Source organism: Armatimonadota bacterium (assembly GCA_013359125.1).
In the GTDB taxonomy this organism is placed as follows: Bacteria; Armatimonadota; Fimbriimonadia; order Fimbriimonadales; family GBS-DC; genus JABWCR01.
The window spans coordinates 100,044-111,460 of record JABWCR010000006.1 but is presented as its reverse complement, the minus strand read 5'-3'; the positions used below and the strand labels follow the sequence as shown (position 1 = coordinate 111,460).

Sequence of the window (11,417 nt, the reverse complement as noted above, 5' to 3'; positions counted from 1 at the left end):
GGTCGATTTGCAGAACGGCGCGAACGCGAGGTATTATGTTTTGGACGCTCGCGGCCATGCGCGGGCGATGGTTGACAGCACGGGTTCGGCAACGGACTACTACGAGTACGATGCCTGGGGCAATGTTTTGCCGGGGTCTTACGGCTCGACGCCCAATCTGTTCAAATGGAACGCGGCGGCGGGCTGCCAGCACGTTCCCTTCACCGGTCTCTACCACGTCGACGCTCGCGAATACGACCCTCGGACCGCCCGCTGGCTGCAACGAGACCCCATCGGCCAATCCTCCGGCGACCCGAACCTCTATCGGTATTGCGGAAACGATCCTGTCAATCTGGCCGATCCGAGCGGATTGCAGCCGCCTTTACCTGCGATTGATAGTCCGCGCACTCCTCACGGCTATCTTGCGCAGGCGATGATCTGTTGGGGCCAGTTTAGCGCCCTGACAGTACAGTTTGGGCAACATGCGTCAATTCGGGCCACCAACGCTTGGACTAGCGCGATGGAAAATCTTGCCACGACTCGACTACATCATGTTTTTCCTCAGATGTTGCGCGAACAATTCAAGGGTATTGGAATACATATTGATAAGTACTTGTTGCGAGTTCCCGATTTCTTCCATAAATGGTTGCATAGTGGCGAGAATCGGGGGAGGATGGTGGAATAATCAATGGGAAGAGTTCTTTAAGGTGCCCGGAAGAACGCCAGATGATGCGGCGAAATTTTTGCGCAAACTTTTACAAAAGGTTGGTCTAACGGATGTCAAGTATGAAGAGTTCTTGAGAAGGTGAGATTGACATGTCCGATGTTTGACGGAGATAGCTAAAGACCATGGTGCATTTACTCGACCACTTAAGCGGATTGCCCGACCCTCTTTCACATGATCATAGCATATTGTGCACGCCTCGCAGGTACTGTCCAACTTGTGCGCTTTCCCCCCGATACAATTGTCAACGCGTCCCGGCTCGGCCTTCTAAGGCTATACAGTCACTATTAAGGCCATTTGAGGTCATCTCGGACATTTTTCAGTTCCTATTGAAGATAGTCGCATTTGAGATTGGCGATGAGGCCGACCGATACGTTTGGAGCCATGTCGAGCGGTTTGGGACATTGACGCCTCGTGAATTCGCTGAGATTGCGGGATTGATCAGAGATGCCCTTAATCTCCCGCCGGAACACCCGATCCTGCCTAGTCGCGGGATCGGCCCGTTGCGCTTGAATAAGTCTAGAATATTTCGAGAGTATGATGTAATAGGAAGTCCATTGCTTGGATATATCATTGTATCTCAACGAGCATTAAGTGTAATAATTGAAGAAAAACTGAGTGGGGTATTAGTGTATGAATGTGAGTCGGCGGCAAGCGTTGCGGACTGGCATGAACTGGTGATTATTGGGCAGTGTCGGCCTTCGCCCGATTCGGCAGAAGGTTGTTGGTGGGAATGCCCGGAATGCGGAGAAGTTTGGCTTAAGGGGGAGAGGGCCCTAGAAATAGATCTTAACTCCGTCGAAGCAGAAGTAGATTTTGCTCAGTTTGGCTCTCGCGGCCAGATTGTGATTTCGGATCGTTGCCGTGAAGCGCTAGCGAAGCACGGGTTGAGGCTCGGAATGAACATCCTGAGCGACCTCGTGGTTTCACACGAAGTCGATATGAGCAATCGTGATACCTAGGCGTCCCTCATCCATCGACGCGATCATCGGAACCGGCGCGACGCTGTATGGAACCGCCTCGTATGCCGATTCTCAGTTGGCGGGGTCGCTGGGGTCGCTCAGCTACAAGATCAATACCGGCTCTCCTTTCGCGTCGTTCGGCTATGCCTATTATGCGGACGGCGCTTTGGCCGAGGCGGCGGACACGGCAGGATCGACCTCGCGCAGCTACGAATGGGACTACAACCCGGACGGCTCGCTGCATTACGAGACGATCGGCAGTTCGACCACGGCTTTCGAGTACGACGACGGCGGCAATCTGGTCTATGCGGGCTCGCCGTGCGTGGGCGAGTACGAGGCCGCTTACGATGCGTTCGGGCGACGGGTTTGGGAGCGGATCGACCCTGCGGGCGGCTCGGCCATCGAGACGCATTGCAATTATGACTGTGTTCGGCTCGCGCGGACGCTTGCCCTCCCGATTGGCGATTTGTACGGTGATTTAGGACATTGAACCAAAGCGCCCAAGAAGAAGGGCGAAGCGCACTTTTGTTGACCGACGAAACCCCTCACTCATGGTGCGGGCGGCGTTTGACGACCCAGAAGCTGATCAGAGCGCTTAAGGTGATCATTAGGGCGCATCCAAAGAACGGCGTGCGGCGAGAGGCGAACTCCGCCACCCCGAAAAAGTCGATCGAAACGTGCTGATAGAGGTAGCCGCTGACCATTGCGCCGATGCCGCTACCGATGCCTTGCGCCATCGTAACGGCGCCCAATATAGCCCCTCGGCGAGACGGGTCGACTTCGCTCACCTCCGCCATCCAGGCCGGGAACGCCAGTAAGAACCCAATCGCTGTGATCCCGCCCGCTATAGCCATCACAGCCAAGTGATGTTGCGAAGCGATGATCCAAAGGCAAAGCCCCGATGCCAGCAAGCCCATGTGGATTGCGGTCGGTCGTCCCATTTTGTCCGCCAATCGTCCCAGGGGCACGCTCGCCAAGCCCATCATGACAGCCGGAACCAACAGCAACGCCCCAAATTTCGACTCGGAGAAACCGTACTCGTCCATCGCAAAGAGCTTGATCAACAGCATGACCAGTCCGATGCCCAAAAAGACCGTCAGCGATAGGAGCATGAAGCCTGGGGCCAACTTTATGGCCGACCAGATCTTGCTCAGGCTGCCCGGGTCGTCCTCGTCGTGCGCGTGCTGCTCGGGCCTATCGGCTGGAAACCAGCGATAGACCACCAAGGTCGTCGTTAAGAAGAGCGCGCTGATGACATAGTAGGCGGCTTGCTGATCGTTAAAGAAGTCGTTGGCCGCGCCGCCCACAAACGGACCGGACGCCACCCCCACCATATAGGTCAGATTGAGAAAGCTCATGGCCTGCGCTCTGTTTTTCTTGTCTACCGAGTCGGCCACGGCGGCAAAGGCGGTCGGCCAGAGCATTGCGGCGCCCAGTCCGTCCAGCGCGCGCAACAGCATAAAGCCGTATTTGTCATGGATCACCAGGCTCAGGAGGCTGGTTACAAGGGTGAGCATGGGCGCTAGCATCATCAGCCGCTTGCGACCGAAGCGATCGCTGAGCAGTCCCATGGGCGCACGGAGGATTCCCTCGGCCAGCAGAAAGATCGCCCCGATCGCCGTTACTTCGCTTTCGGAATAGTTGAGTTGATCGCGAAGATAGACCGGCACCTGCGAGATGTTGAGCGTCGCGTAGCCTAATTCGGCCAGTCCAGCCATAATGACCAGCGTCATCATGGGGCTGAGCGTTGGCGATTTAGACGTTCTCTCGCTCGGATCCGGCTTCAGATTGGGGGCCGCCATCGTTGTGCCAACCCAAGGGCCTTACAGCGCGATCTCGACCTCTTTTCCGGTTTCGGCCGACCGATAGATGCCGTCCAAGATTAGGTTGAGCGCCAAGCCTTGTTCGCCCGGCACGGGCGATGGCTTCCCATTTTGGATCGCATCCACAAACGCCTCCACCTCCGCATGGTAGGCGTTAATTTCCGGCAGGTGTCGCGGCGTCATGTCGAACAGCGTCTTGTTCTGCTCGGTAAAAATCTGGCATGGCGGATTGTTGAAGGGATCGGCATAGGCGCCGCCTTTATCGCCCAATAGGAGGGTGTTGAACTCGTCCTGAGCGATGTTGGCGCAGAAGCTTGATTCCAGCGAGACCGTCGCGCCGTTGTCGAACTTGATCAGGCCGACGGCGTAATCTTCTACCGAGAACTTTTCTACGTCCCATTGGCCCATCAGCCCGACCACATCGTGGCGATGGCCAAATTTGGCGTAGGCCGAGCCGTAGACGCTGACCGGCTTGGGATAGCCCATCAGCCAGAGCGTGGCATCCAAGATATGCACACCAATATCGATCAGCGGCCCTCCGCCCTGCTTCTCTTTGTCGATAAAGACGCCCCAGCCGGGGATGCCCCTTCGTCGTAACGCTCGCGCTCGGGCAAAGTAGACGTCGCCCAGATTGCCCTCGCCGATATATCGATGCAGGAACTGCGCCACGCCGGTGAATCGCCACTGCAGCGCTACTTGGAGGATTTTGCCGCTTCTTCTAGAGGCCTCGACCATCTTTCGGGCCTCGTCGGCGTTGCGGGCCAGCGGCTTCTCGCACAGCACGTGCTTGCCCGATTCGAGAGCGGCGATGGTCGGCTCCATGTGCATAAAGTTGGGGGTGCAGACGCTGACCGCATCGATCTCGCTCATCGCCAGGAGTTCCCTGTAATCGGTGAACCAGCGCTGGGCTCCGAACTTTTCTGCCGCGGATCTCGCAGTTTCTTCGTTAGCGTCCGCCACGGCTACGATTTGCGCTTTGTCCGTCAGCCTCGCATAGGCTGGCATGTGCTGCGCCTGCGCGATTCCCCCACTGCCGATGATGCCGATGTTGATCAAAGGAAGACCCTCCCGAAAATGAGTGGTGATAGTCGGCGAAGTATACCTAAACGGCGCAAAGGAAGGCGCCGATGCGCGTCTAAGACGTATAATGAGTGGAGGCCGAGCTATGTCCATCCATCGATTCATGCAACTGATGTTCATCGTCCTAGGGGCGATGTTGGGCGCTTTCTTGGGATTTGGCGTTTCTGAGACCCTATTTGGGGCGCTTTCTGCGCCAGGCGAAAAGGTTAGCGTAGACCCGGGCACTAAGTGGCGAATGGCTGCGGCGGGCATGGTGTTGGGCATCTTCTTGGGCCATCTGCTCTACTTGGCGCTCTCGGCCTTGGCGCATCGGCTGGAAGAAACGGAGCCGGACGAGAAGTTGGCGATCGGATTGGGCGTCATCGCTGGCGCGCTGATCACCTTCTTGCTCAATCCGCTCTTTGTGGCGTTCAATCCTAAATTGGGCTGGGCGCTGACCTTGGTGGCGCTGGTGGTCATCGTCTACATCAGTTGCGTCAGCCTAATGAGCATGAAAGACTACCTGCCCATCACAGCGCAGATGTCGCGCAAGTCTCGCGGCACCAAAGTCTTGGACACCAACGTCATTATCGACGGACGCATCTACGACATCATGCGCACGGGTTTCTTGGAGGGGCGGATATATGTGCCGGGATTTGTGTTGGACGAGCTGCAGCACATAGCCGACTCGACCGATCCGCTCAAGCGGGCAAGAGGGCGGCGCGGATTGGACGTGCTGAAGCGGCTGCAGCAGGACTTTACGCTGGAGATCAAGAATCAAGACCGGCTGGCGCCGCACATGGGCGACGCGGTGGACGCTCGGTTGGTTCGCTTGGCCAAAGCGATGCACGCCGACATCGTTACCAACGACTTCAACCTCAATCGAGTGGCCGAGCTGCAAGAAGTGCGCGTGATGAACATCAACGAGCTGGCGGAGGCCGTTCGGATCCATGTGTTGCCGGGCGAGGAGTTGGTGCTGGCCATCATCCGAGAGGGCAAGGAGGAAGGCCAGGGCATCGCCTATTTGGAAGATGGCACCATGGTCGTGGTGGAAGGCGGCAAGCCGCACATCTCGGAGACGATTCGAGTGGCCGTAACCAGCGTGCTGCAATCCTCGCAAGGCAAGATGGTGTTTGCCAAACCGATGGAAGGCGAACCGGAGGCGGATGATATCAACCAGGGAAGTTTTCGCGCTTATACTGGCGGCCGGAAGCGGCGCCCGCTTCGGTAGCGGCGATAAGCTTTGGCAATCGTTGCTCGGCCGCAAGGTCTGGCAGTTCAGTTTCGAGCAGTTCGCCAAACATCCGATGGTGTCCGGCGTTGCGGTGGTTTGCCCGCCCGATCGGATCGCTGATTATAGAAAAGAGATCGGCAACCGCGCAACGGTCGTCGAAGGCGGGAGGACAAGGGCCGAATCGGCTCGACTCGGACTGGCCGTCGCGCCCCGAGATGCGGCATTGATCGCGGTGCACGATGCGGCCAGGCCGCTGGTATCGCAGTCGCTCTTAACAAAATTGTTTGAGGCGGCCAGCGAACATGGCAGCGCGATCCCTGCACTGCCTGTGGTCGATTCGCTCAAGAACGAACTTGGCGAACCGGTCGATCGCTCCGGATTAAGGGCCGTCCAGACGCCGCAGGTTTTTAGACGAGAATGGCTTGCCGAGGCTTATGCAACGGGCGAAGAGGCCACGGACGATGCGGAGTTAGTGCGCCGCGCGGGCCATCCGTTGCGCTTTGTACCGGGGGAACCGACCAACGTAAAAATTACGAGAACGGAGGATATGAAACTGTTGAACCGGCTGGTTCCTACAGAAGTGCGAGTTGGCCACGGGTACGACATTCATGCGTTCGCCGAGGGCCGAAGGCTTATCTTGGGCGGCGTTGAGATTCCTTGGCACAAGGGCCTTGCCGGCCATTCCGACGCGGACGCGCTGACTCATGCGATTATGGACGCGCTGTTGGGCGCGGCAGGGCTGCCCGACATTGGTTGCCGGTTTCCGAACACCGACCCAACGTGGAAAGACGCCAATAGTCTGAGCTTATTGGCAAGCGTCGCAAAGGAACTGACCGAGAGCGGATGCCGTATCCTGAACATCGATGCCACTATCGTCGCGCAGGCGCCCAAGATGGCGCCCTTCGCCGAACAAATGAAGGCCAATCTTGCCAGTGCGATGGGCGTATCGCACCGAAAAATCGGCCTAAAAGCCACCACCCATGAAGGAGTCGGCTCGCTTGGCAGAGAAGAGGGAATCGCTTGTTTTGCAGCAGCCCTGATTGCGGCGCCGCTGGATGATTGTGGAGGTTAAAGAATGGACAAATCGAAGAACAAAGCCCCAAAGAAGAATAAGCCCAAGCCGGAACCTAATATGGTAGAGGCGCTCTATAGGAGCCCTCACGCCTCGTTTCCCGAAAGTCTCAAGAGACACGTCGAAAAGCGGCTCCAGAAGCTGACCAAGTTCTTTACGCGCATTCTCTCGGTCAGCGTTACTCACGAGGAGCTTCGCGGCAAGCATACGGTTTCGGTCAATTTGGACGCGGACGGTCGCGTCTTGCACGTCAGCCAAACCCACGCGGAGCAGAAGCGCGCGGTCGATGAGCTCTTTGATCGAATGGAGCATCAGCTCAATCGCCACAAGGATCGGATGCGCAAGAATGCGCCTCGAAAGACGCGAGAGGAACTTCTCTCGGCCGTTCATGTTGAAGAGACGGAGATGGCAGACGGCTCGGCAGAATTGGTCGAGGTGCGACGATTGAATCTGAAGCCAATGACGATCGACGAAGCGATCTTACAGATGGAGCTTTCCGCACAGGGTTTTCTGGTGTTCAGTCAAGAAGAGTCTGGGGACACTTGCGTTATTTATCGTCGCAACGATGGGCACTATGCCATGTACGAGATCGAGCCTTAAGAGGCTTGAACGTTTCCAGTCGCATCGATCGCAGCGCCGCCTGCCGTCGGAAGATGGTCGATGATTGCGGCCGCCACGCGCGGATGGTAGAGGGTCCCTGCGCCCTGTTTGAGCGCCAACACGGCCCGATCCAGTCCGTGCGACCAGGCGATCTCGAAGAAGCTACTGAGGGCCGAAAGGATATGCGCTTCGAGCATGATCTTGGGATGTCGGTCGTATCGCGCGTGATGCAGCAACACCAGCCTCTTCAGGCTCTGGAGGTTCGGAATCTGCTCGACCATCGATGCGCCGATCTCCACATGGCGGTCCAAAGTGAGTTGCTCCATAGTCGAGAGCGGTCGCTCGGCGTTTAGTATAAAGTACGGCACAGCGGCCATGCCGATGTCGCGCAGGTAAACGGCCAGTTCCAGCTGTCGCCTTCGCTTGGGCGACAGCCGGAGCGCTTCGGCCACTTCTACAGCCATGCGAGCGATCTTTTTCGAATCGCCAAATCGTCCGCCGGAACGAAGCTCCATGGCTCTGGCAAACGCCTGGAGGCTGCGCCGCTGCCATTTGTACATCTGGCGCGGCAGGTAGGCGTAGGCGTAATAGAACAGCGCCGCAACGCTCAAGAAGGCCGCTCCGCCGACTATCCAGAGGCTGTTGAAGACTCTCTCACCACCTTTTCAAAGACATCGACGACGTCCTCGTTGAATTGGGCGCCCGAGCATCGGCGCAGTTCGGCCAAGGCATCGTCCATAGAACGGGGCTGACGGTAGGTGCGTCGTTCGTCGGGAGTTTCGCCGCCTACCATCGCGTCAAAGGCATCGACCACGCTGATGATGCTTGCCTCTATCGGAATCTCGTCCCCTTTCAAACCAGCAGGATAGCCCCTTCCGTCCGGCCGCTCGTGATGATAGAGCACCCAAGGCACGATCGTATCGAGGAAGGGCGCTTCGCGCAAGATCTCGGCGCCCAAGGAGGGATGTTTCTGCACTTGACGAAATTCCTCCTCGGTCAGTTTGCCGGGTTTGTTCAGGACTCTCTCATCCAGTACGATTTTGCCCAAGTCGTGCAAGAGAGCCGCATCGTAGACCAGTTCCGACCGATGCGGCGGCATCCCCAGTCGCTCGGCAGTGGCGCGGCCCAGTTCAGCTGCTCGCTGAAGATGGCCGCTGGTATAGGGGTGGGCTCGTTGGATGATTAAGCCAAGGCTTCGAATGGTCTGCCGATGAACGGCAAACTGCCGATCGAAAGCCAATAGCGCGTGTCGAACTGCAAAGTACGGCGCCAAGATGGCGAACAGCCCAAACGCGCCATAGAACAGTGTCGCAGCGGCCACAAGCAACGCAAGCGGCAGCATCGCGACAGCTTGCGTCAAGATTGATGGCCCAATCTTTTCGCGCAGCCATCTCAGCGGCAACCGATGCATCAGCGACATCATGATGCTAACGAGGCTAACGTTGACCGCGACATAGCTGGCAAGCGCGGCGATCAGCGCCGCGACGGAGATCAAATCGAACGAAAACCGTTGTGGCTGTATCGCAGAAAACGCCAATCCGCAGGCGCTGGCGCTTAGCACGCTTTGACCGACGTTGAACAGCACCCAGCGGGGCTTGGTCTGCTTGAGCCAGGTGTTCAGCAAACCTGCGATGACCGTTGTAAAGGCATCGACGTAGATCCCCGCCGCCATCCCATAGAGCGCCGCGGCCGTACAGACCAGGGGCGTGCTGACGCTGATCCATAACGAGGACGCATAGGCTCGACCGACGGGCAGCCGGATGAGAAAGAACTCAGCGACAAAGGCAAAAAGGGCGAAACCGGCTATAGCCCAGTATGCCGAGGAGTCGGGCAGAGAAGTCGAGACGCGATACAGAATGAGGAGGCCGGCAACCGACACCAGCCAAAAGAACGTTTCGTCGACGTTGATTCGGACTTTCTTCATCCGGATTGGCCAGATCCGTGCGACTCAGGGACGACGGCCCGAACGCGCCTATACGATTTAGTCGCCTAACGTCTCAACGACCTTCTATTGCCGAGAGTCTTGGCTCGGCGGCGCTTTGTCCGGCGGCGGATAGAGAACGAGTTTCGCCCCTGCCATCGAGACGAGCGTTACCATGGCCGCCATGACGGTGAACCATCGCTTCATAGCTTGACCCCTCCATTGAATGAGATAGCATCTCTCCGCTCAAGGGGTTCGCTTCGCTCAGCGTTCGTTGACCGTCGTCCCTATTGTCGCTCCTTGTCCCTTCTTGGGGATCCATTCCGCTCAGTATGGATTGCCGTCGACGCTTGCCGGTTGACCGGCGCTTGTTTCGACCGCGATCAAGTCGTTGCCCAAGATGGGCGCCAAATCTGCGGGCAGGTTGAGCACCCGTCTGTTCAGCGCGTCCAGCGTGGCGGCGATCACCGCGCGCTGCGGATCCTGCCTGACTATGGCCGAGCCGATCAGCACGTCTTCGCCTTGATCGCCCACCACGCTGATCATGGCGACCACTACGGGCCGCCCGGCCAGCATGACCGATGCGTTCAAGTCGTCCAGCGCGAATCGCTCGTGCAATCCATGCGCCGCTTCGACTGCCCGAAGACAGGCCGTCGCGACCAATCGATAAACGTTTGACGTCGACTTCACGCCCAGTTCCGTGCCGGTGTACACTTTTCCTGCTCGCTCCACCATCACGGTTACTTTGGCGCGCGTGCTGACTTGGGCAATTTCGACGTCAACCCATCTCAGCCTTGGAAAGTCTACTGGCTTCTCGGCCAGGTCTTTTTGAGCCACGCTGATCTTGCGGTGGTCCACAACCAATCGAAACTGGGCTTGCAGGGTCGTTTCCACGTCCCTGACCACCTGTTTCGGATTGCGATCCGCCTCAACGACCAGATGGATCTCTTTGACGCTCCCATCCTCGCCCAACACGGCGCGCGCGGCCGTAACGCTTTTCAGCTCCGTCAACGCACTTTCCAATTGGGCGCTGTTCCACCGGCGTTCGCCGGCCAAGCTGCGTCCGCCTTCCATCGACATCTCCATTATAGCGCGATTCCCCGTACGATTGCAAGGAACTCCGCAACATTACGGGTCTTTGCTCATAGATAACTAAGCGATACGACGCGGAGGAAGCAGATTCCTGCTTGATGTAAAAAAACGCGCAGCAAAGGCCGAGAACTTTCGCTCCCGACCTCAACCGCGCATCTCCTTTTATCTTATCCTTCAAGCCAAAAAAATCAGAAGAAAGTGATGGTCTTTACCCTCGCGCTCTCTATTAGCACGTTTTGTGCCAAAGCTCTCAAAGTCGAGCGACGGGCCGGATTTTCTCCATTTTCTTGGGGCCGATGCCGCTCACATCGAGCAGTTCGTCCACCGATTCGAACCGGCCTCGCTCCTTTCTTAACTGAATTATCCTCTCTGCAATGACCGGGCCGATGCCGGGAAGAGCCTCTAGCTGAGCGGCCGTGGCCGTGTTGATGTTGACGATCTTGGGGCCGGACGCCTTTGCTTCAGGCTTCGAGGCTTCTACGGCTTGCTTGCCTTCTTCGATCAGAACCTTCTTGGCTTCGGCGATGGTGGGTACCACCAGTTTTTCGCCGTCTTCCAAGCGTCTGGAGAGATTCAAACCGTTTGCGTCCGAACCCTCTGCAACGCCGCCCGCCGCCGCGATGGCGTCCGAAACGCGGGCGTCGCTCGAAAGCTCGATCAATCCCGGTTTTTTGACCCCGCCCGCAACATGGACAGTGATGCGCTTGGTCGCTATCGCTTCATTGGGAGGATCTTCTTCTGTGCGCTCAGGAGCATTGAGCGGGATATACTCGCTCACCGATTGGTTCGAAGCAGCTGGCGGAGCCCCGCTCTTGCCAAATTCATAGGCGCCCACTGCAACGATGCAAGCGATCGCAAGGCCGCCCAAGCCCAGTCGCGCCTTCTCATGTGCGCTTAAATTCATGGCATTGGTCGTAGAGATTCGCTAGGCATTCTCCGGTTTCCTATGCG

General features: G+C 57.6%; 12 protein-coding genes. 6 read left to right on the top strand and 6 right to left on the bottom strand.

Annotated elements, in window-relative coordinates; genetic code table 11:
• The 3 genes from HUU60_04875 to HUU60_04865 form a co-directional block, all read left to right on the top strand.
• Positions 1 to 664, top strand: a 664-nt coding sequence (locus HUU60_04875; protein NUL82045.1) for a DUF2380 domain-containing protein, incomplete at its 5' end; no start/stop codon positions are given.
• A gap of 368 nt (positions 665 to 1,032) precedes the next feature.
• Positions 1,033 to 1,665: a hypothetical protein gene (locus HUU60_04870; GenBank protein NUL82044.1), complete on the top strand. Its 633-nt coding sequence runs from the start codon at positions 1,033 to 1,035 to the stop codon at positions 1,663 to 1,665.
• Positions 1,655 to 2,155, top strand: a complete 501-nt coding sequence (locus HUU60_04865; GenBank protein NUL82043.1) for a hypothetical protein — start codon at positions 1,655 to 1,657, stop codon at positions 2,153 to 2,155. Before HUU60_04870 ends, HUU60_04865 begins: the two co-directional genes overlap by 11 nt.
• A gap of 55 nt (positions 2,156 to 2,210) precedes the next feature.
• Here the strand turns inward: HUU60_04865 and HUU60_04860 are convergent, their stop codons facing one another.
• Together HUU60_04860 and HUU60_04855 are read right to left on the bottom strand one after the other, a co-directional pair.
• Positions 2,211 to 3,467, bottom strand: coding sequence for an MFS transporter (locus HUU60_04860; protein ID NUL82042.1), 1,257 nt, complete (start codon positions 3,465 to 3,467; stop codon positions 2,211 to 2,213).
• Between the two features lie 21 nt (positions 3,468 to 3,488).
• The gene (locus HUU60_04855; protein ID NUL82041.1) at positions 3,489 to 4,661 is read right to left on the bottom strand and encodes a Gfo/Idh/MocA family oxidoreductase; all 1,173 of its coding nucleotides are present in this window, start codon (positions 4,659 to 4,661) and stop codon (positions 3,489 to 3,491) included.
• Here HUU60_04855 and HUU60_04850 point away from each other — a divergent pair.
• Genes HUU60_04850 through raiA form a run of 3 tightly spaced genes read left to right on the top strand, consistent with a single transcriptional unit; the run spans position 4,654 to position 7,453 of the window.
• Positions 4,654 to 5,778, top strand: a complete 1,125-nt coding sequence (locus tag HUU60_04850) for a TRAM domain-containing protein (protein ID NUL82040.1) — start codon at positions 4,654 to 4,656, stop codon at positions 5,776 to 5,778. The genes HUU60_04855 and HUU60_04850 overlap by 8 nt on opposite strands.
• Positions 5,714 to 6,853, top strand: a complete 1,140-nt coding sequence (locus HUU60_04845) for a 2-C-methyl-D-erythritol 2,4-cyclodiphosphate synthase (GenBank protein NUL82039.1) — start codon at positions 5,714 to 5,716, stop codon at positions 6,851 to 6,853. The genes HUU60_04850 and HUU60_04845 overlap by 65 nt, the downstream gene beginning before the upstream one ends.
• 3 nt (positions 6,854 to 6,856) lie before the next feature.
• Positions 6,857 to 7,453, top strand: a complete 597-nt coding sequence (gene raiA / locus HUU60_04840) for a ribosome-associated translation inhibitor RaiA (GenBank protein NUL82038.1) — start codon at positions 6,857 to 6,859, stop codon at positions 7,451 to 7,453.
• On the opposite strand, the gene HUU60_04835 is transcribed toward raiA, so the two are convergent.
• The 4 genes from HUU60_04835 to HUU60_04820 form a co-directional block, all read right to left on the bottom strand.
• Positions 7,450 to 8,064, bottom strand: a complete 615-nt coding sequence (locus HUU60_04835; protein NUL82037.1) for an HD domain-containing protein — start codon at positions 8,062 to 8,064, stop codon at positions 7,450 to 7,452. The genes raiA and HUU60_04835 overlap by 4 nt on opposite strands.
• A 17-nt stretch (positions 8,065 to 8,081) precedes the next feature.
• On the bottom strand, positions 8,082 to 9,377 hold the full coding sequence (locus HUU60_04830) for an HD-GYP domain-containing protein (GenBank protein ID NUL82036.1): 1,296 nt from the start codon (positions 9,375 to 9,377) through the stop codon (positions 8,082 to 8,084).
• A 324-nt stretch (positions 9,378 to 9,701) separates the two neighbouring features.
• On the bottom strand, positions 9,702 to 10,448 hold the full coding sequence (locus tag HUU60_04825) for a hypothetical protein (protein NUL82035.1): 747 nt from the start codon (positions 10,446 to 10,448) through the stop codon (positions 9,702 to 9,704).
• A 268-nt stretch (positions 10,449 to 10,716) separates the two neighbouring features.
• A complete protein-coding gene (locus HUU60_04820) occupies positions 10,717 to 11,370 on the bottom strand; it encodes a helix-hairpin-helix domain-containing protein (GenBank protein NUL82034.1) in 654 nt (217 codons plus the stop codon).
• Positions 11,371 to 11,417 lie beyond the last annotated feature (47 nt).